Annotated in this window: 29 protein-coding genes and 1 pseudogene; 16 read left to right on the top strand and 14 right to left on the bottom strand. The window is 64.9% G+C overall.

Annotation, left to right across the window (positions count from 1 at the left end):
* Positions 1 to 70: 70 nt before the first annotated feature.
* Complete coding sequence (flgA, locus tag SRAH_RS10265; RefSeq protein WP_029463257.1) at positions 71 to 829, bottom strand: flagellar basal body P-ring formation chaperone FlgA; 759 nt, start codon at positions 827 to 829, stop codon at positions 71 to 73.
* Between the two features lie 196 nt (positions 830 to 1,025).
* Here flgA and flgB point away from each other — a divergent pair, with 196 nt between their 5' ends.
* From flgB to SRAH_RS10200, 13 genes are all read left to right on the top strand, one after another.
* A complete protein-coding gene (gene flgB / locus SRAH_RS10260) occupies positions 1,026 to 1,430 on the top strand; it encodes a flagellar basal body rod protein FlgB (RefSeq protein WP_052369176.1) in 405 nt (134 codons plus the stop codon).
* Between the two features lie 12 nt (positions 1,431 to 1,442).
* The gene (gene flgC / locus SRAH_RS10255; protein WP_029463255.1) at positions 1,443 to 1,850 is read left to right on the top strand and encodes a flagellar basal body rod protein FlgC; all 408 of its coding nucleotides are present in this window, start codon (positions 1,443 to 1,445) and stop codon (positions 1,848 to 1,850) included.
* Positions 1,851 to 1,875: 25 nt separating this feature from the next.
* A complete protein-coding gene (locus tag SRAH_RS10250; RefSeq protein ID WP_029463254.1) occupies positions 1,876 to 2,532 on the top strand; it encodes a flagellar hook assembly protein FlgD in 657 nt (218 codons plus the stop codon).
* A 30-nt stretch (positions 2,533 to 2,562) separates the two neighbouring features.
* A complete protein-coding gene (flgE, locus tag SRAH_RS10245; RefSeq protein ID WP_029463253.1) occupies positions 2,563 to 3,888 on the top strand; it encodes a flagellar hook protein FlgE in 1,326 nt (441 codons plus the stop codon).
* A 38-nt stretch (positions 3,889 to 3,926) separates the two neighbouring features.
* On the top strand, positions 3,927 to 4,670 hold the full coding sequence (locus SRAH_RS10240) for a flagellar basal body rod protein FlgF (protein WP_029463252.1): 744 nt from the start codon (positions 3,927 to 3,929) through the stop codon (positions 4,668 to 4,670).
* Positions 4,671 to 4,703: 33 nt separating this feature from the next.
* Positions 4,704 to 5,486 carry a flagellar basal-body rod protein FlgG gene (gene flgG, locus SRAH_RS10235; protein ID WP_029463251.1) on the top strand — a complete coding sequence of 261 codons (783 nt, stop codon included), beginning with the start codon at positions 4,704 to 4,706 and terminating at the stop codon, positions 5,484 to 5,486.
* A gap of 28 nt (positions 5,487 to 5,514) precedes the next feature.
* Positions 5,515 to 6,219 (top strand): flagellar basal body L-ring protein FlgH, encoded by a 705-nt coding sequence (locus SRAH_RS10230; RefSeq protein WP_029463250.1) that lies wholly within the window; start codon positions 5,515 to 5,517, stop codon positions 6,217 to 6,219.
* Between the two features lie 63 nt (positions 6,220 to 6,282).
* The gene (locus tag SRAH_RS10225; RefSeq protein ID WP_082210171.1) at positions 6,283 to 7,437 is read left to right on the top strand and encodes a flagellar basal body P-ring protein FlgI; all 1,155 of its coding nucleotides are present in this window, start codon (positions 6,283 to 6,285) and stop codon (positions 7,435 to 7,437) included.
* A complete protein-coding gene (flgJ, locus tag SRAH_RS10220; protein WP_232841038.1) occupies positions 7,438 to 8,358 on the top strand; it encodes a flagellar assembly peptidoglycan hydrolase FlgJ in 921 nt (306 codons plus the stop codon).
* A gap of 6 nt (positions 8,359 to 8,364) precedes the next feature.
* A complete protein-coding gene (gene flgK, locus SRAH_RS10215; protein ID WP_076607024.1) occupies positions 8,365 to 10,260 on the top strand; it encodes a flagellar hook-associated protein FlgK in 1,896 nt (631 codons plus the stop codon).
* Positions 10,261 to 10,271: 11 nt separating this feature from the next.
* Entirely contained in the window at positions 10,272 to 11,222 is a 951-nt protein-coding gene (locus SRAH_RS10210) for a flagellin N-terminal helical domain-containing protein (RefSeq protein ID WP_052369168.1), read from the top strand.
* 129 nt (positions 11,223 to 11,351) lie between these two features.
* Positions 11,352 to 11,744, top strand: coding sequence for a helix-turn-helix domain-containing protein (locus SRAH_RS10205; protein ID WP_232841037.1), 393 nt, complete (start codon positions 11,352 to 11,354; stop codon positions 11,742 to 11,744).
* 15 nt (positions 11,745 to 11,759) lie between these two features.
* Positions 11,760 to 13,106: a type II toxin-antitoxin system HipA family toxin gene (locus SRAH_RS10200; protein WP_029463244.1), complete on the top strand. Its 1,347-nt coding sequence runs from the start codon at positions 11,760 to 11,762 to the stop codon at positions 13,104 to 13,106.
* A gap of 146 nt (positions 13,107 to 13,252) precedes the next feature.
* On the opposite strand, the gene groL is transcribed toward SRAH_RS10200, so the two are convergent.
* Together groL and groES are read right to left on the bottom strand one after the other, a co-directional pair.
* Positions 13,253 to 14,899: a chaperonin GroEL gene (gene groL / locus SRAH_RS10195; RefSeq protein WP_029463243.1), complete on the bottom strand. Its 1,647-nt coding sequence runs from the start codon at positions 14,897 to 14,899 to the stop codon at positions 13,253 to 13,255.
* Between the two features lie 55 nt (positions 14,900 to 14,954).
* On the bottom strand, positions 14,955 to 15,245 hold the full coding sequence (gene groES / locus SRAH_RS10190; RefSeq protein ID WP_029463242.1) for a co-chaperone GroES: 291 nt from the start codon (positions 15,243 to 15,245) through the stop codon (positions 14,955 to 14,957).
* Positions 15,246 to 15,452: 207 nt separating this feature from the next.
* Here groES and SRAH_RS10185 point away from each other — a divergent pair, with 207 nt between their 5' ends.
* Positions 15,453 to 16,586: a Fic family protein gene (locus SRAH_RS10185; protein ID WP_029463241.1), complete on the top strand. Its 1,134-nt coding sequence runs from the start codon at positions 15,453 to 15,455 to the stop codon at positions 16,584 to 16,586.
* A 141-nt stretch (positions 16,587 to 16,727) separates the two neighbouring features.
* On the opposite strand, the gene SRAH_RS12150 is transcribed toward SRAH_RS10185, so the two are convergent.
* Positions 16,728 to 17,018, bottom strand: coding sequence for a DUF2442 domain-containing protein (locus SRAH_RS12150; RefSeq protein ID WP_076607023.1), 291 nt, complete (start codon positions 17,016 to 17,018; stop codon positions 16,728 to 16,730).
* 275 nt (positions 17,019 to 17,293) lie between these two features.
* Positions 17,294 to 17,848, bottom strand: a complete 555-nt coding sequence (gene ampD / locus SRAH_RS10170) for a 1,6-anhydro-N-acetylmuramyl-L-alanine amidase AmpD (protein WP_045477160.1) — start codon at positions 17,846 to 17,848, stop codon at positions 17,294 to 17,296.
* A 147-nt stretch (positions 17,849 to 17,995) separates the two neighbouring features.
* Here ampD and SRAH_RS10165 point away from each other — a divergent pair, with 147 nt between their 5' ends.
* Complete coding sequence (locus SRAH_RS10165) at positions 17,996 to 18,334, top strand: nucleotidyltransferase domain-containing protein (RefSeq protein WP_029463239.1); 339 nt, start codon at positions 17,996 to 17,998, stop codon at positions 18,332 to 18,334.
* A 318-nt stretch (positions 18,335 to 18,652) separates the two neighbouring features.
* Here SRAH_RS10165 and SRAH_RS10160 read toward each other — a convergent pair whose 3' ends face one another.
* The gene (locus SRAH_RS10160) at positions 18,653 to 18,880 is read right to left on the bottom strand and encodes a helix-turn-helix domain-containing protein (protein ID WP_369403340.1); all 228 of its coding nucleotides are present in this window, start codon (positions 18,878 to 18,880) and stop codon (positions 18,653 to 18,655) included.
* A gap of 573 nt (positions 18,881 to 19,453) precedes the next feature.
* Between SRAH_RS10160 and SRAH_RS10150 the strand changes: the two genes are divergently transcribed.
* Positions 19,454 to 19,636, top strand: coding sequence for a helix-turn-helix domain-containing protein (locus SRAH_RS10150; RefSeq protein WP_369403339.1), 183 nt, complete (start codon positions 19,454 to 19,456; stop codon positions 19,634 to 19,636).
* A gap of 95 nt (positions 19,637 to 19,731) precedes the next feature.
* On the opposite strand, the gene SRAH_RS10145 is transcribed toward SRAH_RS10150, so the two are convergent.
* The 8 genes and pseudogenes from SRAH_RS10145 to SRAH_RS12885 all read right to left on the bottom strand — a co-directional run.
* A complete protein-coding gene (locus SRAH_RS10145; RefSeq protein ID WP_052369165.1) occupies positions 19,732 to 21,210 on the bottom strand; it encodes an O-antigen ligase family protein in 1,479 nt (492 codons plus the stop codon).
* A gap of 64 nt (positions 21,211 to 21,274) precedes the next feature.
* Positions 21,275 to 21,700 (bottom strand): pilin, encoded by a 426-nt coding sequence (locus SRAH_RS10140; RefSeq protein WP_029463235.1) that lies wholly within the window; start codon positions 21,698 to 21,700, stop codon positions 21,275 to 21,277.
* A gap of 206 nt (positions 21,701 to 21,906) precedes the next feature.
* Positions 21,907 to 22,350 carry a pilin gene (locus tag SRAH_RS10135; RefSeq protein ID WP_029463234.1) on the bottom strand — a complete coding sequence of 148 codons (444 nt, stop codon included), beginning with the start codon at positions 22,348 to 22,350 and terminating at the stop codon, positions 21,907 to 21,909.
* A gap of 532 nt (positions 22,351 to 22,882) precedes the next feature.
* A complete protein-coding gene (locus tag SRAH_RS10130) occupies positions 22,883 to 23,170 on the bottom strand; it encodes a HigA family addiction module antitoxin (RefSeq protein WP_232841036.1) in 288 nt (95 codons plus the stop codon).
* 5 nt (positions 23,171 to 23,175) lie between these two features.
* Positions 23,176 to 23,454, bottom strand: a pseudogene (locus tag SRAH_RS10125) (type II toxin-antitoxin system RelE/ParE family toxin).
* Positions 23,411 to 23,917: a type II toxin-antitoxin system HicA family toxin gene (locus tag SRAH_RS13205; RefSeq protein WP_197537879.1), complete on the bottom strand. Its 507-nt coding sequence runs from the start codon at positions 23,915 to 23,917 to the stop codon at positions 23,411 to 23,413. The pseudogene SRAH_RS10125 and the gene SRAH_RS13205 overlap by 44 nt, the downstream one beginning before the upstream one ends.
* Positions 23,910 to 24,116: a type II toxin-antitoxin system HicB family antitoxin gene (locus SRAH_RS10120; protein ID WP_029463232.1), complete on the bottom strand. Its 207-nt coding sequence runs from the start codon at positions 24,114 to 24,116 to the stop codon at positions 23,910 to 23,912. Before SRAH_RS10120 ends, SRAH_RS13205 begins: the two co-directional genes overlap by 8 nt.
* The coding region (locus SRAH_RS12885; RefSeq protein ID WP_206741112.1) for a hypothetical protein at positions 24,107 to 24,353 on the bottom strand (247 nt) is incomplete at its 5' end. The genes SRAH_RS12885 and SRAH_RS10120, both read right to left, overlap by 10 nt.

The raw sequence follows: 24,353 nt of genomic DNA, 5'->3' as shown, positions 1-24,353 counted from the left end.
TTGAGAGCTTTATCGGCCAAAGATGGGCAGACTTTAACCCTATTTTGGCTTTTTGGGTGTCTTTTTTAAGTCACATCCGGACTTCAACCGTTTGCCCGTCGCGCACCACGCCGCTGACCACTTTGCGGTTCGGCAGGCGCACCCGCACCGTTTGCCCGAGTATGCCGTGTTGCAGCGCCGTGCCTGCAGCATACAGGCTAAAGCCCGGTCCCTGCATAGCCAGGCGCACCTGGGTGCCTGAGGCAAACACCTGCGGTGCGCGCACCATGCCCGGGCGCAGCACCTGGCCGGGTTGCAGGGTTTGGCTGGCTGCCAAGCCCAGCCATTGCGCGGACTGCGTCAGGGGCAGGGCCGTGCTGGCGGCCCAATCGGACTCGATGGGCTCCACGTCTTCCGGGCGCAGCGGCGTGCCAGCGGCTACCGGCTGGCGCAGCGCCCAAGACGGGCCCCACACGCGCACCTGAATTGGCAGAAACACGCTCCACGCCACCGGGCCTTGGGTGCAGCGCAGCCCAATGCGGGTGCGCCCCCAGAGTCGGGTGCCCGCGGGCAGAAACGGTTCCACACGCTGGCACGGGGCCAGCCGCAAGCGGCTGTCGAAACGCCCCACCTCCACCTCGGGGCGCAGCGGCAGGCTGGGGTCGAGCTGGGCCAGCAGTTGCTGGTTGATCCATTGTTCGGTTTGTTGCGACCACTGCGCTGGCCCGCTGACGCTGCCTGCAGCGCTGAAGCCACTGGCCGCTAGGCCCAACACCCACGGCAACGCCCACCGCAGCCAGCCCCGGGTGGGCAAGGCCGGTCGGGTGGGGATTGAGCGGGGTGGTGACATGGGGCAAGGAGAGGTTGCGCCAACTGTAGTCAGTCGCCGGATCGGCTAAAGCGGAATAAGCGCGGCCTTGGTTCAGTTATTCCGCGCTTGGATTGGGCTCAAGTTTTCCACAATCGCTGCATCGGGGGCCATTGGTTTCGTGCCCCTGGCCCTTCAACACCAGGAGCGCAGCGTGTTCGAGCACCTGACCCGTCGCATGGAGTTTTTCTCCGACGTCTTGCAACTGCGGGCGCACCGCCAGCAGGTGCTGGCCAGCAACATCGCCAACGCCGACACGCCCGGCTTCGTGGCGCGCGACTTCGACTTTAAGCAGGCGTTGGGCAATGTGCAGGCGCGCGGGTCGGAGCTGCGCGCCGGCGCCATGCCGGTGCTTGGGGGGGGCGATGCGCGCCATTTGCGCACCAGTGCCGCCTTGGGCGATGTGGCCGACCGCAACCGCGTGCAGTACAGCGTGCAGACCCAGCCCAGCCTAGACGGCAACAGCGTCGACATGGACCAGCAGCGCGCCAACTTCATGCACAACGCGGTGCAGTACGAATCGACCCTGCGTTTCATCAACGGCCATGTGCGCACCATGCTCAGCGCCATCCAGGGTCAGTGAAGGAGCAACCTCATGTCGATGTTCACCATTTTCAATGTCTCGGGCAGCGCCATCAGCGCCCAGGCGCAGCGCCTCAACGCCGTGGCCAGCAACTTGGCCAACGCCGACGCCGTGGCCGGCCCCGACGGGCAGGCCTTTCGCGCGCGCCAGGTGGTGTTTCAGACCGTGCCCATGGGCAACAACCCGGCCTCGGCCGGGGTGCGGGTGCAAAACATCATCGAGAGCGATGCGCCCAACCGGCGCGTCTTCAACCCGCAGCACCCCAGCGCCGACGGCGAGGGCTACGTGACGCACTCCAACGTGAATCCGGTGGAGGAGATGGTCAACATGATCTCGGCCTCGCGCGCCTACCAAAACAACGTCGAGGTGATGAACACCGCCCGCACCCTGTTGCTGCGCACGCTGCAAATGGGCCAATGACCGCCCCCTTTTTGGAGCCCTCCCCATGTTCATGACACCGCTCAACCGCAGCCAGATCGACGCCTACAACGCCAGTGGTGGCACGCAAGCGCAGGCCACCGACCCGCAGGCCGCGCAAGACCGTTTTCTCAAGCTCTTTTTGGCCCAGTTGAGCAACCAAGACCCGCTCAACCCGATGGACAACGCGCAGATGACGACCCAGATGGCGCAGATCAACACCGTCACCGGCATCCAGCAGCTCAACCAGACCGTCAACAGCCTGGCCGAGCAGTTTCACATGGCGCAAGGGGTGCAGGCGGCGGCGCTGGTCGGGCGCCAGGTGGTGGCGCAGGGCAATGCGCTGGCCGTCAGCAACGGGGTGGCGCAGGGCAGTTTCAGCTTGCCGCAGGCGGTCGATCAGGTGCGCATCGACGTGCTGGGGCGGGCCGGCGAGGTGCTGGGCAGCGTCGATCTGGGGGCCCGCGGCGCGGGAATGCAGCATTTCGAGTGGCCGCTGGGCAGCATCGATCCGGCGCGCGTGGGGAGCATGCAAATCCAAGCCAGCAGCGCTGGGCAGGCGGTGACCGCGCTGCCGCTGGCGCGCCAGCGCATCGATTCCGTCGGTGTGGTCGATGGGGCCTTGCGGCTGCGCGGCGCCGACGGCAGCACCATCACCCAGCAGCAAATTCTGGCCTTTCTCTGAGGCCGCATCCCTCTCAATCAGGAGCTTTCCATGAGTTTTCAGACCGGCCTGTCGGGCCTCAACGCATCGTCTCGCAACCTAGAGGTGATCGGGCACAACATTGCCAACGCCAACACCACCGGCATGAAGGCCTCGCGGGTTGAGTTTGCCGAGGTCTATGCCTCTTCGCTGGGTGCCGCAGGGGGTGACAACGCCGGCATTGGGGTGCAGGTGGCCACGGTGGCGCAGCTCTTTACCCAAGGCAACCTAAAGATCACCGGCAACCAGCTCGATCTGGCCATCAACGGCAGCGGGTTTTTCCAGGTTGCCGCGCCCGACGGCTCCACCCTCTACACCCGCAACGGCGAGTTCAAGCTCGACCGCGAGGGCTTCATCGTCACCAACAACGGCTCGCGCCTGCAGGGCTTCCCGACCGACGAAGCGGGGCGGCGCACCAGTGTGGTGACAGCCGACCTGACGCTGCCCACCGGAGCCGCCATTGCCCCGCGCCGCACCGGCAGCAACCCAGACGTGGCCATGCAGGGCTTGTTCCTGAGCGCCAACCTCGACGCACGGGCGGCGCCGCAGGTGGTGTCGCCGGCCACCAGCGCCAGTTTCCCCCTGAGCGAGGGGCAAAAAACCTTTGGCACCGCCGCCAATGTGTTTGATTCGCAAGGCAATCCCATCCCCTTGCAGATGTATTTCGTGCGCCTGCCAGCCGCCAACACGTGGCAGGTCATAGCCAGCGCCGACAATGGCGTCTCGGGCATGTCGCTGGGCAACGTGGTGTTCGATGCCGCCGGCCAGGTATCCAGTGCCGCGCTGGCACCCATCAGCGTCACGGCGGGCCCGGTGCCGACTCCCGCCCCAACCGGCACCTTGCACACCGGCAACGCCTCGTTTCCGAGCGATGGCACGTTCAGCTTTGGGCTGCGTCTGGGCGACCCCACCGCCGGTTTCACCCTGACCCAGTACGGCAGCAAGTTTGGCGTCTTCGATTTGCGCCAAGACGGCTACAGCTCGGGCGAGCTGACCTCGATCGACATCGGCGAAAACGGTGTCATCTTGGCGCGCTACTCGAACGGGGTGTCGATCGCCGAGGGCCAAGTGGCGCTGGGCAATTTTCGCAACCTGCAGGGCCTGCAGCCGATCAACGGCGGCTATTGGTCTGAGACCATCGCCTCGGGCGCGGTGGTGTTGGGCGGGCCGCTGGAGGGCCGCTTGGGGCTGGTGCGCCAAAGCTCGCTGGAAGAATCGAACGTCGATCTGACGCAGGAGCTGGTCAACATGATCGTGGCGCAGCGCTCCTACCAAGCCAACGCGCAGACCATCCGCACCCAAGACCAGATGATGCAGACGCTGGTGAACTTGCGCTGATGGGCGCCCAATCCACCGCCTGACCCAGGAGCACCCCCATGGACCGCATGATCTACCTCGCGCTCTCGGGCGCCAATGCGGCCATGCACCGCAAGCAGGCGCTCACGCACAACCTGGCCAACGTGAGCACCAACGGCTTTCGGGCCGAACTGTCTACCTTTCGCGCGGTGCCCTTGCGCGGCGAAGGGGCCAGCACGCGCGCCTTTGCGCTGGAGGCCACGGCCGGCCACCTCGACACGCCGGGCACGATGAACCAGACCGGGCGCAACCTCGACGTGGCCGCCCTTGGGCGCTCCTTTTTTGCCGTGCAAGCGCTCGATGGCACCGAGGCCTACACCCGCGCCGGCGCCTTGCAGGTGTCGGCGCAGGGGCAGTTGGTGGGCGTCAACGGCCTGCCCATGCTCGACGACGGTGCGGCCCCGATCGATGTGCCCGCCAACGCCCAGGTGATGATCGCCAGCGACGGCACCGTGAGCGCGCGCGTGGGCAACGAGCCGCCGCAAGCCATCGGGCGCCTCAAGTTGGTCACGCCCGACGACGCCGCGCAGCGGCTGGTGCGCGGCAACGACGGCCTGTTTCGCAGCGCCAATGGCGCCCCCTTGGCCGCCGACCCAACCGCCACCTTGGCCGACGGCACGCTGGAGGGTTCCAACGTGAACCCGATCGAGGCCATGGTCGGCATGATCAGCGTGGCGCGCCAGTACGAGTTGCAACTGCGCATGCTGCAAAACGCCGAGCGCAACGACCAAACCGCCAGCCGCCTGCTGAGCCTGCAGGGCTAATTCCGCCCCCCATTCGCCACCGAGAGGTTCATCATGATCAACTCCTTGAACATTGCCAGCACCGGCATGCGCGCCCAGCAAACCCAGTTGGACGTGATTTCGCACAACCTGGCCAACGTCTCGACCACCGGCTTCAAGCGCAGCACCGCCTTGTTCGAAGATCTGATCTACCAAAACCTGCGCCAGGTCGGGGGCCAGACCGCCGAGCAGTCCGAGCTGCCCACCGGCTTGCAGCTCGGGCTCGGGGTGCGCACCGTGGCCACCGCGCGCACCTACACCCAAGGCGCGCTGCAGCAGAGCAACAACCAGCTCGATGTGGCCATCAACGGCGACGGCTTTTTCCAGGTCGAAATGCCCGACGGCAGCACCGCCTACACCCGCGACGGCAGCTTCAAGATCACCGCCGAAGGGCGGCTGGTCACCAACAGCGGCATGCCAGTGCTGGGTGGCGTGACCATTCCGGCCGACACGCGCAGCATCACCATTGGCACCGATGGCACGGTTTCGGTGCTGGTGGGCAACAACCCGCAGCCGCAGCAGGCCGGCACCATCACGCTGGCCACCTTCATCAACCCGGCCGGGCTGGAGCCGCGTGGGCAAAACCTGTTCACCGAGACCGCTGCCTCCGGCGAAGCCGCCGCCGGCGCGCCCGGCAGCGAAGGCCGTGGCCCGGTGATGCAAGGCTTTTTGGAAAGCTCCAACGTGAACGTGGTGCAAGAGCTGGTGGCCATGATCCAAACCCAGCGCGCCTACGAGCTCAACTCGCGTGCCGTGCAAACCTCGGACCAGATGCTGCAGCGGCTGGCGCAAATCTGATGTCCTGCTGCCCCTGCGAGGCCTTGCCATGAAAACCACCCCCTCCTTGCGTTGGTCGGCGCTGCTGGCGCTGCCCTTTGCCGCGTTGGCCCTCAGCGGCTGCACCGCCTTGTCGCAAATCCCCGAGGTCGATTTGGTGCCGGCCCCGCGCACGCTCGAAATCGCCTCGGCGCAGCCAGCCGCCGCCGCGCCGCTCAACGGCAGCCTGTTCAACGCCGCCACCTTTCGCCCCGGCTTCGAAGACCACCGCGCCCGCTTGGTGGGCGACGTTCTGAACATCCAGATCAGCGAGCGCCTAAGCGCCACCCAAGAGTCGTCCACCACGGTCAACCGCAACTCCGAAATCAGCGCCAGCATCAGCGCCTTGCCTTTCACGGGGGCGCGCATGCTGGGGCGGCTGAACACCGGGGCCGAGACCGAAAACACCTTCAACGGCGATGGCAGCACCGAGGCCACCAACACCTTCACGGGCAGCATTGTGGCGGTGGTAACGCAGGTGCTGCCCAACGGGCACCTGATCGTGGTGGGTGAGAAGCAAATCGGCGTGAATCAAAACGTGGACGTGTTGCAGTTTTCGGGCACGGTCGACCCGCGCACCATCCGGCCCGGCAACACGGTGCAATCGACCCAGGTCGCCAACGTGCGCGTGCTCTCGCGTGGGCGCGGGGCGCAGGCCGATGCGCAGACATTTGGCTGGCTTTCGCGCTTCTTTTTAACGCTTATGCCGTTCTAAAGTTTTCCACAATCGAACCGAAGGCCTGCACCGATGGCCGCACCTTACCGCTTCGGAGTTTGCATGTTGTTTCGCCTCACCACCGCCACCGCCTCCGGCCTACCCGGCTGGGCCACGCTGTGGCTTGCGTGCCTAGCCCTTTGGCTGGCCGTGGCGGCGCCGCTGCAGGCCAGCACCCGCATCAAAGATGTGGCGGTGGTGCAAGGCGTGCGCAGCAACCCGCTCACCGGCTATGGGCTGGTGGTGGGCTTGGATGGCACCGGCGACCAGGCCGCGCAGATGCCTTTTACCGCGCAGTCGCTGCGCAACTACCTCGAACAACATGGCCTGAGCCTGCCACCGGGGGCCAACTTCCAGCCGCGCAACGTGGCGGCGGTGCTGGTGACGGCGCAACTGCCCGCCTTTGCCCAGCCCGGGCAAGCGCTTGATGTCACGGTTTCGTCGGTGGGCAATGCGCGCTCGCTGCGCGGCGGCACCCTTATCACCACGCCGCTGCGCGGTGTCGATGGGCAGATTTACGCGCTCGCACAAGGCAATTTGCTGGTCGGTGGGGCGGGCGCGGGGGCAGCCGGAACGCAGGTGGTGATCAACCACCTCAGCGTGGGCCGCATTCCAAACGGCGGTCAGGTGGAGCGCGCCGTGGCCACCTCGTTTTTGCTCGGGCCAAGCATCGACCTCAACCTCAATGCGGCCGATTTCCAGACTGCGCGCCGGGTCGCGCTGTCAATCAACCTCGCCAAAGGCGAGGGCACGGCGCAGGCGCTCGATGGCCGCTTGGTGCGTTTGCGCGCGCCAGCCGATCCCCATGCGCGGGTGGCCTTCATGGCCGACATCGAAGACTTGCCGCTGCAGCTCGCCCCCCCAACGGCGCGCGTGGTGGTCAACTCGCGCACCGGCTCGGTGGTCATGAACCAGAGCGTTACGCTGGCGCCGGCCGCAGTGGCACATGGCAACCTGACCGTGACCATTCGCGCCACGCCCCAAGTGGCCATGCCAGCGCCTTTTTCTCCGCCGGGTACGCGGCCGGTGGTGGTCGAACAGGCCGAAGTGCAGATCGGGCAAGAGGGTGGGGCGCTCATCCAAATGCCCGCCAGCACCCAGCTCAGCGAGGTGGTGCGCGCCCTCAACGCCATGGGCGCCACCCCGATGGATTTGGTCTCGATCTTGCAAGCGCTGCGCGCCGCCGGTTCGCTGCGCGCCGAGCTGGAGGTGATCTGAATGACCCCGACCGCTAGCCTGAGCCTGCCGGCCGCCTCGGCCATGCCGCTGGCCATGCAGCGCGGCTTGGCGGTGGACTCGACCTCGCTCGACCAGCTCAACCATTTGGCGGGCCGCGACAGCCGCGCCGCCATCCGCGAAACCGCGCGCCAGTTCGAGGCCCTGTTCATGCGCGAGCTGCTCAAGAGCATGCGCGAAGCCACCGAAAGCAGCGGCCTGATGGGCGACGAGTCGGCCGGCCTGGGCACCCAGATGCTGGACGAGCAATGGGCGCTCAAGATGACTGGGCTGCCGCGCGGTTTGGGCGAAATGATCGAGCGCCAGTTGCTGCTGCAAACCCAGCCCGGTGCGGCGGGTGCTGCCGGCGCGGCGGATGCCGCCCCTGCGGCTGCGCTGGCCCTGCCCCCCGCCACGGCCACCGTGCGCGGCCCGGTGGCCCAGCCCAGTGCCAGCCAAGCCGCCTTTGTGTCGCAGCACCGCCAGGCGGCGCAGCAGGTCGAGCGCGAGAGCGGCATCCCGGCCAGCTTCATGATCGGCAAGGCCGCCCACGAAACCGGCTGGGGCCGCAGCCCGATCCGCAACGCCGACGGCTCCGACAGCTTCAACCTGTTTGGCATCAAAGCCACACCCGGTTGGCGCGGCCGCGTGGCCGAGATCACCACCACCGAATACGTCAACGGCGCGCCGCAGCGCATGGTGCAGCGCTTTCGCGCCTACGACAACCCGGTCGAGGCCTTTCGCGACTACGCCCGCCTGATCGGGCGCAGCCCGCGCTACGCCGAAGTCATGCAAAACCTGCACTCGCCACGCGCATTTGCGCAAGAGGTGCAGCAGGCCGGTTACGCCACCGATCCGCGCTACGCCAGCAAGCTCGAGCGCGTGATCAATGCCACCATCAACGTCAAACGGGCACTGGGGTAAGCGGCCATGGGATTCAACGTCGGCGTCACGGCGCTCCAAGCCAATATGGCGGCCCTGCAGGTGATCGGGCACAACATTGCCAACGTCAACACGCCCGGCTTTTCGCGCCAGAACGTCGATCTGCAGCAGGTGCCGGGGCAAAAGTTTGGCGCCGGCTATTTTGGCAAGGGCGTGCAGGTGGCGTCGGTCGAGCGCGCCTTCAACCAGTTCCTGACCCGCGAAGCCAACCTCAGCGCGGCGGCCGCCGAATCGGCCAACATTCGCTTCCAGCGCCTGCAAACGCTGGAGCAGTTGTTTCCCATGGGCGAGGCCGGCATCGGGAACCAGCTCAATGGGTTTTTGAATGCCTGGGCCGACACCGTGGCCTCTCCCACCAACCAAACCGCGCGCGGGGTGGTGCTATCACGGGCCGAGGAATTTAGCAACCGACTCAATCAAACCGCCAACCAGCTCGAAGAACTGCGCGCCACCACCCGGGTCCAGATCGAGGCCGGCATCGAGCAGGCCAACCGGCTTGGGGCCAGCATTGCGCAGCTCAATCAGCGCATTGTCGATGCCTACGCCGGCGGCACCGCACCCAACGACCTGCTCGACCAGCGCGACCGGCTGGTGGCCGACCTGAACAAGATCGTCCAGGTCAATACGCTGGAGGCCGACGACCGCTCGCTCACGGTGTTCGTGGGGGGCAGCGTGCCGCTGGTGTTGGGGGTGCGCGCCACGCCCTTGGTGGGCTCTGAGACGGTCAGTGCCGAGGGCTTGTACACCATCGGCTTTGGCAGCGCCGGGGCCATCATCAACGAAGACTTGCTGGTGGGTGGGCAACTGCGTGGCGTATTGGCCTTCTACAACGACGACGTGGCCGCCGTGGCCACCCAGCTCGGGCGCTTGGCGCTCTCCACGCTGGAGCTGACGAACCGCCAGCACCGGGCCGGCTTGGACCTCAATGGCAACCCGGGCGTTGATTTCTTTCGCCCCTTGCCGGCCTCGTACTTTACGGCCTCGGTTGCGGTGGTGAACGGCTCGGTGACGCCACCCGGGGTGAGCTGGAGCATCGACAGCGCCGCTGCCGCACCCGCTAGCTTTCAAGCCTCCGACTATCGGATTTCATTCACTGCGGCCGGCACCGGGTCCATCACCCGCGTCAGCGACGGCCACAGCGTGGCTTTCACCGCTCCAACCGCCGATCTCACGCTTGATGGGCTGCGCTTTTCCGGCCTAAACACCGGCGCGCCCAACACCGACGTGCTGGTGCGGCCATTTCGCGCTGCCGCCGCGGCAATGGCGGTCAACCTCAGCTCGCCCTCGCAATTGGCCTTGGCCAGCCCGGTGGTGGTGGCCGCCACGGCGGGCAACTCGGGCAATGTGCAGGTTGAGGCGCTGCATCGGCCGGCTGGGCAGAGCCCCCCCTTCACCTTGCCCGCCACGATCGCCTTTGTGGCCGGTGGCTACACCATCAACGGTGGGGCGGTGCAGCCCTTTGCGTCGGGGCAGCCGATTGTGGCCAACGGCTTTAGCCTGACCCTGCGCGGCTCACCGGCGGTGGGCGACAGCTTCACCTTGAGCGCCGCCACCGGTCTGGACATGCGCCAAAACGCCGGCAACGCGCAAGCCCTGCTGGCCCTGCGCGACCTCGATGCCCTCGACGGCTACACCCTGTCGGACGGCTACATTCCGGTATTTGCTTCGGTTTCAAGCAGCATTCAGGTGGCCCAAGCCGAGTCCGACTTTGCCACCCGCGTGGCGGCGCAGGCCGAGGCGGCGCGCGCCAACCAGGCCGGTGTCAACCTTGACGAAGAAGCTGCCCGTTTGCTGCAGTTTCAGCAAGCCTACCAGGCTTCGGCGCGCTACCTGCAAAGCATCCAGTCGATTTTTGAAACCTTGCTGGCCACCTTCGGCCGCTAAGGAGCCACGCCATGAGCCTGATCCGCGTCGCCACCGCGCACAGCTACGAAGCCACCATGGCTCGCATCACCCAGCGCGGCGCTGAAATGAACGACCTGCAAGAAAAGCTTGCAGCCGGCAAGCGGGTGCTGCGCGCCAGTGACGACCCGGTGGCAGCCACGCTGGCCGAGCGCGAAAGCAACCGACTGCAACGCACCGAAGCCGATTTGCGTGCGCTCGAACGTTCACGCTCCAGTTTGCAGTTGGCCGAGAGTGCCATTGGACAGATGGGGGATGTCTTGGGCCGCTTCCATGAGTTGTTGGTGCAGGGCGGAAACTCCTCGCTGAGCAACAGCGATAGACGAACCCTCAGCACAGAAATGCGCGGCCTGCGCGAGCAACTGCTCAACTTGGCCAACACCCAAGACACGGAGGGCAACGCCCTGCTCGGCGGTTTGGGCGTGACGAATTCCAACGGGCGCCCGTTCCAAGAAACCGGACCGCCTGCTGCCGTGCTGTCGCACCTGTTGCCCGGCCAGGCGGCGGCCACCGAAGTGGGCTTGCCCAACCGCGTCGATGGCGATTTTGCGCTGCGCAACTTGGCGTCGGTGGATCCGGCGGTGGTGGGCGGCACCGACCTGTTTGCCATCATGCAGCGCGCCATCGAGGCACTCGAAAGCCCCACCCTGAGCGTGGCTGCACGCACGCAAGCGCTCGCACACGCCAACGCCGACCTGCAAACCGGCCAAGACCGGCTGCTGCTGGTGCGCGGGCGCTTGGGCGAGCTGCTGAATCGCGCCGACAGCCTCAACAGCCTGCTAGAAGACCGCTCGGTGGCGGGCCAGCAGGCGCTCTCGGATCTCACCGACCTCGACATGGTGCGCGCCATCTCCGATTTTCAAAACCGCCAGCTCGGGCTGCAAGCGGCGCTGCAGTCTTATGGGCAGGTGCAGCGTTTGTCGCTGTTTCAGTTTATTGCCTGAGTCGGCCACGCCCACACAAGGCGCAAAAAAGCCGGGAGGCTTGCACCCCAGGCGGCATCCCATATCCATGCCGCCCATACCGCCCAAGCCTTCCTAAGCGGGGGCCGCCTATGTGCAAAAAATTTGGGTATGATGTTCGTTAAATCGAACTCAAGCCAAGTAATCCTCTATTTTTCGAACATGAAAATCAGGCAATCCGGCATGCTCTCGCCCCTGCAGCAAGAGGAGTGCGCGCGCTTGGGTCTGCTGGTGGCGCGCCTTCGTTTGGCGCGTCAAGTCAAGCAATCCGACGCCGCCTTGCGTGCCGGGCTGTCTCGCAACACAGCCTATCGCCTTGAAAAGGGAGACCCTGGGCTCGCAATGGGGCAAGTCTTGCGCTACCTAGAAGCCATTTCCCCCGGCAGCACCCTGCTGGACGTGTTGTCTGAAACAGACCCGGCCCTGCTGGCGCTGGCTGCGCGTGAAAAGACCCAGCGTGTGCGCGACCTGAGCGCGGCAGAACGCGAAGCGCTGGATTTTTGAGGAGGGGCAACGCCGATGGCCGCTACCGAGTTGAAACTGATGGTGTTTGCCCACCTAGGCGAAGGCTGGAAGCCCTGTGGGCAGTTGCTCATGACAGAAGCCGGCACCGAAGTGCTGGCCTCGAACTTTGCCTATGGCTTGAACTATGCGCGCCGGCCAGACGCCCTAGAAGTAGACCCCGTGAGCCTGAGTCTGCGCAACCGGGACGAGGTGCTGGGCAAACGGCTTTATCCGGCCAAGCAGTTGCCGCTGTTCGGTGGCATCCGCGACGCCGCGCCGGACGCGTGGGGGCGCCGGGTTATCGAAAGCAAACTCAAGGTGCCGGCAAACAGCCTGCCCGAGTCGCAGTATTTGTTGCATGCGGGCAGCGACCGTGTGGGCGCCCTGGACATCCGAGCCCGCATACAGGACGGCCCGAGCCACGGCCCCAACGTCTCGCACGACTTGGCGCACCTGCTGGAGGCGGCCGACCGCATCGAGGCAGGGCTGCCGGTGCCCGCACACCTCGAAGCCATTTTTGTGGATGGCACCGCGCTGGGGGGCGCGCGACCCAAAGCCTCGGTGCGCGATGAGCAGGGCGTGCTGTGGCTGGCCAAATTTTCCAGTCGAAAAGACCGCTTCGATGTGCCGGGTGTTGAATGCGCGACCCTGCGGCTGGCCGGACAGGCCGGCATGCACGTGCCAGCACTCGATGTGCGCACCCTCGGCGGGCGCAAGGTCATGCTCATACGCCGCTTCGACCGCTACTGGCTGGCGCCCGACGGTGTGCTCGCTGAGGCTGACAGGTTGTTTTTAACGCAACCGGGTGGCGGCCGGGTGGAGCACCGTCTTGGCTTTGTCAGCGGACTGACCTTGGTGGCTTGCGACGAAACCGAATCGCGCACCAAGGCTTACACCGACCTCGCCCAGGCCGTGCGTGAGCACTGCCACCCGAGCGTCATCCGCGCAGACAACGCGGAGCTTTTCAGGCGCATGGTTTACAACATCTTGGTCAGCAACGACGACGACCACCTGCGCAACCAGGGCTTTTTGTGGGACCCCCGGCTGCCTGGCTGGCGCCTGAGCCCCTTGTACGATGTCTTGCCCCGCGCCAGCCTAGCCAGCGAACGCTTCCTGCATCTGGGTGTGGGGCCGCAAGGCAGACTGGCCACCCTAGACAACGCGCTCGCCGCGCATGCCCGGTTCACCTTGTCGAAGGCGCAAGCCGCTCGGACGATTGCTGAAGTCTGGCAGACAGTGCGCGAATGGAGGGTTTGTTTTGAGCAATTCGGGGTGGCGGACGACGAAATCGACAAGATTGCAACGGCGTTCCGACACCTCGACGCCGTGTCCACACCTGAACTGCGCAAGTTGCTGCCGTAGCCCAGCAATGGATGGCTGATGGGCGGCCCGATGGTCTGCCAAGGGCGGTGCCGAAAAAAGCTTCCGGCATAAAAAATGCCCTTTGAAACACGAAGTCTCAAAGGGCGGATTAGACGCCTACGGGAGAGGCATCAGCGAGTGCGGCATCACATATCCATGCCGCCCATGCCGCCCATACCACCCATGCCGCCGCCCGGCATGGCCGGTGCGTCGTCTTTGGGGGCTTCGGCCACCATGGCTTCGGTGGTCAGCATCAGCGCGGCCACCGAGGCGGCGTTTTGCAGCGCAGTGCGCGTGACCTTGGTGGGGTCCAGAATGCCCATCTCGATCATGTCGCCGTAGGTGTCGTTGGCGGCGTTGAAGCCGTAGTTGCCCTTGCCAGCCAGCACGGCGTTGACCACCACGCTCGGCTCGCCACCGGCGTTGGCCACGATGATGCGCAGCGGCTCTTCCACGGCGCGCAGCACCAGCTTGATGCCCGCATCTTGGTCGGCGTTGTCGCCCTTGACCGAGCCAATGGCTTGGCGCGCACGCAGCAGCGCCACGCCGCCGCCAGCCACAATGCCTTCTTCCACGGCGGCACGGGTGGCGTGCAGCGCGTCTTCGACACGGGCTTTCTTCTCTTTCATCTCGACTTCGGTCGCGGCGCCAACCTTGATCACCGCCACGCCGCCGGCCAGCTTGGCCACGCGCTCTTGCAGCTTCTCTTTGTCGTAGTCCGAGGTGGCTTCCTCGATCTGGATGCGGATTTGCTTAACGCGCGCTTGGATGTCGTCTTCGGAGCCGGCACCGTCGATGATGGTGGTGTTTTCCTTGGCCACTTCGATGCGCTTGGCTTGGCCCAGATCGGCCAGCGTCACTTTTTCGAGCGTCAGGCCCACTTCTTCGGCGATCACCTTGCCGCCGGTCAGGATGGCGATGTCTTCCAGCATGGCTTTGCGGCGGTCGCCAAAGCCTGGGGCTTTCACGGCCACCACTTTCAGGATGCCGCGAATGGTGTTGACCACCAGCGTGGCCAGCGCCTCGCCTTCCACGTCTTCGGCAATGATCAGCAGCGGACGGCCGGCCTTGGCCACCGCTTCGAGCGTGGGCAGCAGGTCGCGGATGTTGCTGATTTTCTTGTCAAACAGCAGCACAAACGGGTTGTCCAGCAGGGCTGCTTGTTTTTCGGGGTTGTTGATGAAGTAGGGCGACAGGTAGCCGCGGTCAAACTGCATGCCTTCGACGATGTCGAGCTCGTTGTCCAGGCTCTTGCCGTCTTCAACCGTGATCACGCCTTCTTTGCCCACTTTGTCCATGGCTTTGGCGATGATGTCGCCAATGCTGGCGTCGGCGTTGGCCGAAATCGCGCCCACTTGGGCCACTTCTTTGCTGGTGGTGGTGGGCTTGGAGGAGCGTTTCAGCTCTTCAACTAGGGCGGTCACGGCGCGGTCGATGCCGCGCTTGAGGTCCATCGGGTTCATGCCGGCGGCCACGTACTTCATGCCTTCGCGCACAATGGCTTGGGCCAGCACGGTGGCGGTGGTGGTGCCGTCACCGGCGTTGTCGCTGGTCTTGGAAGCCACTTCCTTGACCATCTGCGCGCCCATGTTTTGCAGCTTGTCTTTGAGCTCAATCTCTTTGGCCACCGACACGCCGTCTTTGGTCACGGTGGGGGCGCCGAAGCTGCGCTCGAGCACCACGTTGCGGCCTTTGGGGCCCAGCGTCACTTTCACAGCGTTGGCCAGGATGTTCACACCCTCAACCATGCGGGCGCGGGCTTCGCCGCCGAAAACTACGTCTTTTGCTGCCATTTTTTAAATTCCTAAGGTGGATTTGAATCGAATCGAAGCGGATGCAGGCGCTGGTTCAGCGCACCACGACGGCGAACAGGTCGTCTTCTTTCATGACCAGCAGCTCGTCGCCATCGACCTTGACGGTCTGGCCGCTGTACTTGCCAAACAGCACGCGGTCGCCGACTTGCACGCTCAGGGCTTTGGTTTCGCCCTTGTCGTTCGTCTTGCCTGGGCCGACGGCCAGCACTTCACCCTGGTCGGGCTTTTCGGCGGCGTTGTCGGGGATCACGATGCCCGAAGCGGTTTTGGTTTCTTGTTCCAAGCGCTTGACGATCACGCGATCGGCGAGGGGACGAAGTTTCATGGGTTCTCCTGTGAAAAAAGCGGTGGGTTGCTACAACGTGGGGCAGCCAGCGCTTGCTAGCACTCAACCCCAACGAGTGCTAATGATAAGGGCGCTTGGCCCGCTTTTCAAGGGGGGAGGGTGCGAAATGTGTGGGCGGGCAGCGTCGCCGGTGCGGCTGCTGGCCCCAGCCATGCGTATGCGGAGAATGCAGTTCATAATCTCCGCATGAATAGCGGCGATTACGCATACATCTGGCAGTCCAACGACTGGCCGAACTGGCGCTTCGACTTGGCGGCACTGGTCGGGCCCATGGCAGAGGTCAGTCGCGCCCAAGGGCTTCTAGTAGGCCGTCTGGCCGACGTAGGCTTGGCTCTGCGCGATCAGGCCAGCTTGGCGGCGCTAACCGAAGATGTGGTCAAGACCAGCGAGATCGAGGGCGAGCAGCTCAATGTGGAATCGGTGCGCTCGTCCATCGCCCGCAGGTTGGGCGTGGCTATTGGAGCGCTGGCCCCGGTCGATCGACACGTCGAAGGCGTGGTGGAGATGGTGCTCGACGCCACGGCCAACTGCCATGCGCTGGTCTCGCGTGAGCGCTTGTTCGGCTGGCATGCTGCGCTGTTTCCCACCGGATACTCGGGGCTCTCCAAGATCACGGTGGGCGGCTGGCGCGACGATGCCAGCGGGCCGATGCAGGTGGTGTCTGGCCCCACGGGCCGGCAGCGGGTGCATTTCGAGGCGCCGCCCGCGCACCGTCTGGAAGCTGAAACCAGCCGCTTCCTAGGCTGGCTCAATGGAGCGTCGAGCGAACCGCCGCTGCTCAAGGCCGGCCTTGGCCACCTTTGGTTTGTCACCTTGCACCCGTTTGACGACGGCAACGGTCGCATCGCTCGCGCCATCGGTGATTTGCTGCTAGCGCGTGCCGATGGCAGCCCACAGCGCTTCTACAGTTTGTCGGCGCAGATCCAGCGCGAACGCAGGGCCTACTACGAGATTCTGGAGCGCACGCAAAAGCGGTCGATGGACGTCACCGAGTGGCTGTCCTGGTTTCTGCACGCGCTCCATTGTGCCCTCGATCAGGCGCAGCAGACACTCGACGCCGTGTTGACCAAAGCGCGGTTCTGGCAGCGCTGGGCGAGCACACCGCTCAACCAGCGGCAACTGAAGTTGCTCAACCAGTTGCTCGACGGCTTTGAAGGCAAGCTCACCAGCAGCAAGTGGGCGGCCATTGCCCACTGCTCGCCAGACACGGCCCTGCGCGACATCAGCGACCTGCTTGCCAGGGGCGTGCTGAAGAAAGCCGATGCGGGCGGGCGCAGCACATGCTATGCCTTGAAAGACACCCCAATTGGGGGCTCGTAAAGCGAGACGTTATCGACTAGGGGACGGCGCAGCACCTAGGCCCACAACCCCACCAAGCGCTCGCTGGGCCAGCCGGTCAGGCGCTGCAGCAGCGCCCAGTCGAAGCCGGGGCCGTGGTGCGGTGCCGCGCCGGCCAAGAAATTAGCGTGGTGGCCGAGCGCCAGCGCCGGACGCCGTGGCGCTGTGTGTGGCGGCTCCAGTTGGTGCCGTTTCCCATCGGGCCTGAATGGTATCTGCAGACAGATCTGCTCCGCAGGCCCATTCAATAAAGTACTGGCCGTTGTGAACTCGTTCGAATTCGGTTCTGTCTTTCAGGGGTGCGAACACTTCCGATTCGAGGTATGGTTTTACATCAAATAAGCCAATTTTACCGTCTGTGGCTTTTATCTGCAGTATGTAATTATCGTGCGGAACAATTTCTTCAATTTTCATTGTTTCCTATTGCGCTTGGGTAGGCAAGGGCCGGGCAAAGGCAAGGCGCGCAGACTCGGCCAGCGAGGCCAGCTCGCGGCGACGTTTTTCGGTCAGGCTAACGCTGCCGAGGGCCTCCAACAAGGCTCGGCTGGCTTGCACGCCCAACTTTGGCGTTGCTTTGAAGGCTGCGGGTTTCATCCGTTCGCTCCGGGTCTAACGCCACCCCGTGCCGGGTGGCAAGTGGAATTATCAGTCAATTCACCTGACCGGGCAAGCGCTGTTGCCGCTGACGCTTATGGCACCTCGCTCCACAACCCCACCAAGCGCTCGCTCGGCCAGCCGGTTAGGCGCTGCAGCAGCGCCCAGTCGAAGCCGGGGCCGGGGTCGGCCTTGCGGCCGGGGGCAATGTGCTCGTGCCCGGCCACGTGCTGCAGCGGGTAACGCGCCGCCAGCTCGTGGCACAGCGCGGTCAGGGTCTGGTACTGCGCCGCTTCGAAAGGGCCACCCTCCAGCCCTTCGAGCTCGATGCCGATGGAGTAATCGTTGCAATTGGGCTGGCCCTGCCACTGCGAGGCCCCGGCGTGCCAGGCGCGGCGCTCGCAATCCACAAACTGCAGCAGCTCGCCGCAGCGGCGAATAAAGTAGTGCGCCGACACCTGCAGCCCGCGGATGCTCTGAAAGTAGGGGTGCGCCTCCCAATCCAGCGTGCCGGCAAACAACTGCTCCACCTGCGCGCCGCCATACTGCCCCGGCGGCAGGCTGATAGAGTGCAGCACCAGCAGCGTAATGCGCGCCCCCGGTGGGCGCGGGCCGTGGTGCGGGCTGGGGCAGAGGCGGGGCGTGGGCATGGGCGCTAGTGTGGCGCAAAAAAGCCCGCGCCGTGGGAGTGGGGCGGACTTTTCGGCTGGCAAGGATCCGGGTCAGTGCTTGTCAGGCTTGTCAGGCTCGGGGCGCTGCGCTACGATCAGCAAAGAGTCAAACCTTGGGGGCTTTGCATGAGCACAATCGATTCCGCTACCGAAGCCGCCGTGCGCCGCTTCTTGGCCCTGATTGCAGGCCGATACGACATGGCAGGGGCCATCGTTTACGGCAGCCGCGCACGCGGCACGCACCGCCCCGACAGCGACGCCGACGTGGCGGTGCTTCTGCGCGGCCCGCATCAGCGGCCCATGAGCGCCAAACTCGATATGGCCGACTCCGCCTTCGATGTCATGCTCGAAACCGGCATCCTAGTTTCGCCCTTACCGGTCTGGATTGAGGAATGGGAAAACCCCCTGCTGCACCCCAACCCCACTTTGCTGCAGCGCATTAGCCAAGAAGGTGTGCGGCTGTGAACCACACGCCGCTGTCGCCCGATGCCCTGATGAGCAAGGCCGAAGTGGCTTGCGGGACGCGCGCTTGAGAGCAGGCCGCTACCTTCCTTGCTGCCATCCGAGGTCAGGTGCTGCGGGGAAGGTAGCTTGCTGCAGCGGCCACGTTGCAGCAGCTCACCGCAGCGGCGCGGGCTGAGGGACTGGCTTGCGTGCGGCACGGCGGGCTGGGTGGCTGGCTGATTGTGGGCCGTCGTTTACGCCAAGCACGCACAGACAGATGCCAAAAAGCTCGCGGCCGCCGGGCCGAAGGCGCGTCCGAGTTGAACCGCAGGTTAGGCGTCAACGCGCAAGACTGAGAAGGATTTTCGGGTGCGAGGCTGCAACCCTGAGTAGGGTCTTGGCTGCTCCAGTTGGCTCACGGCGCCCTTGCTCCCAGTCTTGGAGCGTGCGAGCCGATATACCCAAAAGGTTTGCAAATTCTTGCTGTGACAGACCAGTCTTGGCTCGCACCTCAACTGCGGTAGGTAACTCAACCTTCGTAACCCGCGCCGCTTGCCCGAGCCTCATCTGTTTTGCCGACTGAAGAAGATCAGCTTGGAATTTTTCAATTTCAGATGGCATCTTGTACCGCCTTGCGTAGTTGTGCGATGAATGAAGTTGACAGCTTGTCGAACTTCGCCTTCTTGTAGACGATAAGCAGCCAGACCATGCCGTCCGAGTGTAAGAAGTAGATGATTCAGGCACCGCCCTTCTTGCCTTGGCCAGTGGTTGCCCAACGTACCTTGCGACAGCCTCCACTGCCCGTGATGATCGCACCCGATTCCGGGTTTGCGGCGATCCAAGTGATGAACTGCTCGCGCTCTCCATCTTTCCAGACTTCGGCAGCGTAACGCTGGAAGATCTCTCTGTTTCGGCTACTGTTCGCACCCCCCACATTCTACGTCTTTGCCGTAGAGATTGCAAGGATTTTGATGCAGGTAACCAAGCAGCAGGCCAGCAACCCGGCAGCGCCGCCGGAGCGCGAGGGAGTGGAGCGGCAAAAGCCAGAGCGAGGCCTAACTAGGTGATGACCGCCAACTGGAAAACGCTCTGGCGGTGGGTGAACTTGATGCCCTGTGCCATCTTGGCGTCCACGAGTTGGTGCCGCAGCAAATCAGCGCGCTGCGCGAACAAGCGCACCTGAGCCAGTCGGTGTTTGCCGCGGTGCTCAACACCAGTGTGTCCACGGTGCAAAAGTGGGAGGCAGGTGACAAGAAGCCGAGTGGCACATCCCTCAAACTCCTCAACCTCATCGAATGCAAGGGCCTGGAAGCGGTGCTGTGACGCCAAGCGTGAGTCCATCAAGCGGGGCAGCACCGGCTCGTCTATGAAGTGTTCCAGCCGGAGCGCACCGTGCGTGTGCTGCGCTTGTGGTCGCACTACGAATGATGCACAGGGGGCTGCGTCAGGGGCTGGGTTCGATCATGCCGTGGCTCCAAAAGCGCGGGAAGGGCGATAGCCCGAGCCCGATGGGGCGCCAGCCGCTGTGCTCGGGCCAGTGCAGATAGGGCAGTTGTTGCGCCACGCTCCAGACTAGGTAGAGGCTGGCGAGCAAAAATGGCAGCGCCAGCCACAGCCGTGCGCGCCAGCTTGCCGGCTGCAGGGGGGGCAGCGCGCTCGCACAGCGCCCACGCCCAGCCCGCCAGCACGCACAGCCAGACTAGGGTGGTGGGCATGACCAGCACCCCATCGACCAGGCTTTGCGTGGCCGCCCCGGTGAGGCTGGCCAGCAGCGCCATGCGCAGGGCAGGGTGGGTGTCACCGGGCAGCGGCAGGGCGGCGCGGTGGCAGCGGCGCAACAACTGCCAGTAGGCGCGGCCCAGCCAAGCCAGCAAGAGCAGGGCCGCCGGCAGGCCCCATTCGGCCGCCCCTTGCAGCAGCGCGTTGTGCGGGTGCGCCGCAATGGGGTTGGGGTGGGCGGCAAAGTGCATCGGCCCCACACCCAGCAGCGGCTGCTGGCGGATCATGTCCCAGGCCAGCGACCAGATCACCTCGCGCCCCGACAGCGAGAGGGTCAGGCGGCTGGCCGGGTGGTGGAACGTGGTCGGGTCGGCCAACAGCAGCAGGGGCAGCACGGTGAACAGCAGCCAGCTAAGCAAGGCCCCAAGCAGGCCGCTGAGCAGCAGGCCCAGCGCCACGCGGCGGCCCAGCGGCCCAAGGCAGGCCAGCAGCACGGCGCTGGTGCCCAGCGCCAGCACCGTGCCCCGGGTTCCGGTGCTGAGCACCACCGCCCACGTGAGCACCGCCAGCGCACCCAGCAGCCACGCGCAGCGGCGCGGCCACTGCGCCGGGGCAAAGGCCCAGCCTAGCAGCAACAGCGGCAGCAGCAGCGTGGCCACCTGGCCAAAAAAGCGCGGGTTGGAAAAACCGCCCAGCATGGCCAGCACGTGCAGGCCCAACTCGGGCTGCGCCATGGCGCTGGCGTAGGACACCAAAAACTGCAAGCCTATGCCAGCGCAGAGCATGAAGGCAGCCAGCAGCAGCGCCCCATCGAGCCCCGGCGCCCGCAGGCGCAGCCCGCGCACGGCCAGCGCCAGCCCCAGGCAGCCCAGCAGCAGGCTGACTTCCAGCAGCGCCCAAGCCGGGTGCGCTGCCGCCCAGGCCGAGGCCAGGCCCAGCCCCAGCACCGCCGCCAGCAGGCCCACGCTGCCCGGGCGTGCCGCCCACGGCGCGGTGCAGGGGCTGAGCAGCAGCAGCGGCGCCAGCGCCAGCAGGGCCACCTGCACCAGGCGCTGCTGGTCGTGCCAGGCCAGCGGGGGCTGCAGTTGCAGCAAAGGCATGCTGGCCGCCAGCCCCAGCAGCAGCCAGGCCGCAAACAGGGTGAACGGGTGCGGGCGGATGAGGCTCGGGTGGGGCATGGGTGGCTTGGGGTGGTGTGCAGGCCCGGGGGCTGCAAGGAAAAGGCTGCTGCCGTGCAGCGGTTTAGCTGCCCAAAACGCAACCCACAGGCAGCAGTGGGGCGGCCACGCTGCTTTCGCACAACCACTGGCCGCTACCGTGGCGCGTGAAGCGCACAAAACGGTCCTCCACCTGCGGGTGGCCGTTCAAGGTGCAGGCAATCTGCTGCCCGCTGGCATCGGACCAGGCACCGCTGACGGCGATGGTGCTGCAGCGCAAGGTGCTGGCCGGCAGGCCCAAGGCGACAGCGTCTGGGCTGCCGGTGCGCTCGGAATGGATGCCGCTCTCAAAAGCCGTGACCCCGCCGCGTATATCGGCCAAGCCGGCCGCCACTTGGGAGCGGGCAGCGAAATTTTGATACAGGGGCAGCGCGATGGCTGCCAAAATGCCGATGATGGCCACCACGATCATCAGCTCGATCAGGGTAAAGCCTTGTTGCGAGCGGTTCATGGGGGCACCTTCGGTACGTACAGTCTGTAGGGGGTGTGGCTGGGGTGCAGCTTTAGGTGTCGCCAAGCCGGGCGCTGGCAAATTGGAGAGCCGAAAACGTGTTGATAAAAAAGCCCGCTCGATGAGGAGCGGGCTTGATCACCATGCAAATTTAGAGCTGTTGCGAGGTTGCCGTTGCAAACAGGCCCGCCACAGCAGTTGGCGAATTAGGATGCGGCGCAGCCGACTGGGCGATGTTCTGGCAGCACGTCGGTGGTGCACGCCCATTGGCCTGCAGCGTTCCGTGTGAGGCGAATGAAGTCACCGTTAACAGCTGGGTTGCCACGGATGGTGCATTCGATCTGCTGGCCAGAAAGAACAGTCCATGCGTTTGCAGCAGGAGTGATGGTGATTGCACTGCAGCGAGTGTTTGCGTTAGGGGTATACAAACCGATATCTACCAAATTAACTGCACCAGCTCCGCGGTCTCCTCTTTGAATCCCTTCCTCAAAAGCCGTCACGCCACCACGAATGTCGGCCAAGGCTGCCGTGGCCTGCGAGCGCGCGGTGTAGTTCTGGAAAGCCGGCAGCGCAATCGCCGCCAAAATGCCGATGATGGCCACCACGATCATCAGTTCGATCAGGGTGAAGCCTTGTTGAACGCGTTTCATAAAAACTCTCCAAGAGCGGTTGATAAAGGGCCGCAAAGGTTTTGCGGTCGCTGCACTACAAGCAATCCCCGTGCCAGGTGTTGGCGGGTGCTGGCTCGCACGGGCCTGCCCTAGGCGGCGCAGGGGCCGCGCAGCAGCGGCTGGGGGCGGCGGGGTGCTGCAGGCGGGCCGGCACATCAAAATTTCACCTCAAAATTTGATGTGCGGTGGATCAAATTTGGGCTTGCATGGGGCCAGAGCAAACCGCCGCTCCGCCCCGCTGCACCTGCGCCCCCTACCGCCAGGGAGCGGGGGATGGGCGCTTTGAATGGATCGCGGGTCTGCCCCAGGCCATGGCACCGGCACCGGAAACGTGCGGCAGCTTAGGCATGCACTGGAACGCTGAACGTGGTGACGAGCGGATGCCCGGGCTCAATCCGAGCGCCTGTGGTAGGCCCAGATGGCCGAGCAGCAGGCCAGCAACCGGGCAGCGCCGCCGGAGCGCGAGGGCGAGAAGCGCCGAAAGGCCATGCGATCGTCCAGGATGTGGCAGTTAGGCTGCGGCCAGATTGAGTTTGCCTACGCGCTGCAAGTCGATGCGCTGACGGGCGGACCAAAGATCGTGCGCGTCTTGCATGGCCAGCCAACTTTCCGCAGAACGGCCTACCGCCTTGGACAGGCGCAGCGCCATCTCCGGTGTGACCCGGCTGGTGCCTCTGAGCAGGCGGTTCAGGGTGGAGGGGGCTACGTCCAGATTTTGCGCCAGTTCGCGGCCACTGATCCCGTTGGGCTCAAGGTAGATTTCGGTGATGAATTCACCCGGGTGGGGCGGGTTGTGCATTGCCATTAGTGATAGTCCTCATAGTCCAAGACGTAAGCGTTTCCATCATGAAACTCAAACGTCAGCCGCCAACTGCCGTTGACTGTGATGGACCAGCGTCCGCGCATCTGGCCCTAGAGCGGGTGCAGTCGAAAGCCCGGGATGTCCATGTCCTCTATAGTTTGCGCAGTGTCCAAGGCAGTCAATTGCATCCGAAGACGTTTGGTGTGGCTAGCCATGATCCCCGAAGTGGAGCCGGTCTCAAAGAGCTTGCGCAGACCTTTGTGCCGGAATGACTTGATCATGGCCCGAGTGTACCGTGTTGCGCATCACGGTGCAGCTTGCATGGCAGCGCTTGCCAAGGCTAGAATGGCCCGAGCGCAGCCCAGCCCCTGCGCCACGCATCCGAAAGCCACCCATGGGATCCGAGCAACTCGCTGCCCCGCTACACCTACGCCCACTACCGCCAGTGGGCAGGGGATGAGCGCTTTGAATCGATCGAGGGGGTCCCCACGCCATGGCACCGGCCCCGGGGCGCAGGCACCACGATAGTTGCAAGACGGCGATGAACTCGTCGGACGAAACCTCAGCTTGGCGCAAGACGCCAGCCAAAGTGCCCACTTTGACCTCGCTGTGCATCGGGACGACGCAACCCTTGGAGCCACGACGCATGATGACGTGGCTTCTCGATTGGCGAAGCTTCTCGAAACCCAAGCGCTCCAGCGCCCGAACGATGGCGGCACCGGAAACGTGCGGCAGCTTAGGCATGAACTGGAACGCTGAACGTGGTGACGAGCGGATGACCGGGCGCGAGGATGGGAAACTCCGACAGGTAGAGCGCCGTGGCCTCTTGCAGGTTGGCGATGGCGTCTTCAACCGTTTCGCCCTGCGACGTGGTGCCAGTCTCAGGGTTGAGGGCAATGTAGCCGCCCTCTTCGGCGGGAGAGAGAACCGCTGTCAGTTCCATGGCTTGACTCCGGCTGGGAAAACCTGATTGTCACTCATTCCGATCGCCTGTGGCAGGCCCAGATGGCCGAGCAGCAGGCCAGCAAGCCGGGCAGCGCTGCCATAGCGCGCGGGGGTGGAACGGCAGAAGCCAGAGCGAGGCCTAAGGTTGAGGTTAACCGGCGGGCTGCAACGCTCGTCCGAGTTGAACCGCAGGTTAGCGGAGTAATCGGCCCGTCCGCGCCGCAAATCGTCCCGA

This window comes from Serpentinimonas barnesii, from assembly GCF_000696225.1.
Classification (GTDB): domain Bacteria; phylum Pseudomonadota; class Gammaproteobacteria; order Burkholderiales; family Burkholderiaceae_C; genus Serpentinimonas; species Serpentinimonas barnesii.
The sequence above is the reverse complement of the archived record's forward strand: the minus strand, read 5'-3'. Positions and strand labels throughout refer to the sequence as shown.

What these genes read in the sequence shown, in the direction of transcription:
- flgA (WP_029463257.1), bottom strand. Translation starts at nt 829, where the DNA reads ATGTCACCACCCCGCTCAATCCCCACCCGACCGGCCTTGCCCACCCGG.
- flgB (WP_052369176.1), top strand. Translation starts at nt 1,026, where the DNA reads ATGGAGTTTTTCTCCGACGTCTTGCAACTGCGGGCGCACCGCCAGCAG.
- flgC (WP_029463255.1), top strand. Translation starts at nt 1,443, where the DNA reads ATGTCGATGTTCACCATTTTCAATGTCTCGGGCAGCGCCATCAGCGCC.
- SRAH_RS10250 (WP_029463254.1), top strand. Translation starts at nt 1,876, where the DNA reads ATGTTCATGACACCGCTCAACCGCAGCCAGATCGACGCCTACAACGCC.
- flgE (WP_029463253.1), top strand. Translation starts at nt 2,563, where the DNA reads ATGAGTTTTCAGACCGGCCTGTCGGGCCTCAACGCATCGTCTCGCAAC.
- SRAH_RS10240 (WP_029463252.1), top strand. Translation starts at nt 3,927, where the DNA reads ATGGACCGCATGATCTACCTCGCGCTCTCGGGCGCCAATGCGGCCATG.
- flgG (WP_029463251.1), top strand. Translation starts at nt 4,704, where the DNA reads ATGATCAACTCCTTGAACATTGCCAGCACCGGCATGCGCGCCCAGCAA.
- SRAH_RS10230 (WP_029463250.1), top strand. Translation starts at nt 5,515, where the DNA reads ATGAAAACCACCCCCTCCTTGCGTTGGTCGGCGCTGCTGGCGCTGCCC.
- SRAH_RS10225 (WP_082210171.1), top strand. Translation starts at nt 6,283, where the DNA reads ATGTTGTTTCGCCTCACCACCGCCACCGCCTCCGGCCTACCCGGCTGG.
- flgJ (WP_232841038.1), top strand. Translation starts at nt 7,438, where the DNA reads ATGACCCCGACCGCTAGCCTGAGCCTGCCGGCCGCCTCGGCCATGCCG.
- flgK (WP_076607024.1), top strand. Translation starts at nt 8,365, where the DNA reads ATGGGATTCAACGTCGGCGTCACGGCGCTCCAAGCCAATATGGCGGCC.
- SRAH_RS10210 (WP_052369168.1), top strand. Translation starts at nt 10,272, where the DNA reads ATGAGCCTGATCCGCGTCGCCACCGCGCACAGCTACGAAGCCACCATG.
- SRAH_RS10205 (WP_232841037.1), top strand. Translation starts at nt 11,352, where the DNA reads ATGATGTTCGTTAAATCGAACTCAAGCCAAGTAATCCTCTATTTTTCG.
- SRAH_RS10200 (WP_029463244.1), top strand. Translation starts at nt 11,760, where the DNA reads ATGGCCGCTACCGAGTTGAAACTGATGGTGTTTGCCCACCTAGGCGAA.
- groL (WP_029463243.1), bottom strand. Translation starts at nt 14,899, where the DNA reads ATGGCAGCAAAAGACGTAGTTTTCGGCGGCGAAGCCCGCGCCCGCATG.
- groES (WP_029463242.1), bottom strand. Translation starts at nt 15,245, where the DNA reads ATGAAACTTCGTCCCCTCGCCGATCGCGTGATCGTCAAGCGCTTGGAA.
- SRAH_RS10185 (WP_029463241.1), top strand. Translation starts at nt 15,453, where the DNA reads ATGAATAGCGGCGATTACGCATACATCTGGCAGTCCAACGACTGGCCG.
- SRAH_RS12150 (WP_076607023.1), bottom strand. Translation starts at nt 17,018, where the DNA reads ATGAAAATTGAAGAAATTGTTCCGCACGATAATTACATACTGCAGATA.
- ampD (WP_045477160.1), bottom strand. Translation starts at nt 17,848, where the DNA reads ATGCCCACGCCCCGCCTCTGCCCCAGCCCGCACCACGGCCCGCGCCCA.
- SRAH_RS10165 (WP_029463239.1), top strand. Translation starts at nt 17,996, where the DNA reads ATGAGCACAATCGATTCCGCTACCGAAGCCGCCGTGCGCCGCTTCTTG.
- SRAH_RS10160 (WP_369403340.1), bottom strand. Translation starts at nt 18,880, where the DNA reads ATGAGGCTCGGGCAAGCGGCGCGGGTTACGAAGGTTGAGTTACCTACC.
- SRAH_RS10145 (WP_052369165.1), bottom strand. Translation starts at nt 21,210, where the DNA reads ATGCCCCACCCGAGCCTCATCCGCCCGCACCCGTTCACCCTGTTTGCG.
- SRAH_RS10140 (WP_029463235.1), bottom strand. Translation starts at nt 21,700, where the DNA reads ATGAACCGCTCGCAACAAGGCTTTACCCTGATCGAGCTGATGATCGTG.
- SRAH_RS10135 (WP_029463234.1), bottom strand. Translation starts at nt 22,350, where the DNA reads ATGAAACGCGTTCAACAAGGCTTCACCCTGATCGAACTGATGATCGTG.
- SRAH_RS10130 (WP_232841036.1), bottom strand. Translation starts at nt 23,170, where the DNA reads ATGCACAACCCGCCCCACCCGGGTGAATTCATCACCGAAATCTACCTT.
- SRAH_RS13205 (WP_197537879.1), bottom strand. Translation starts at nt 23,917, where the DNA reads ATGCCTAAGCTGCCGCACGTTTCCGGTGCCGCCATCGTTCGGGCGCTG.
- SRAH_RS10120 (WP_029463232.1), bottom strand. Translation starts at nt 24,116, where the DNA reads ATGGAACTGACAGCGGTTCTCTCTCCCGCCGAAGAGGGCGGCTACATT.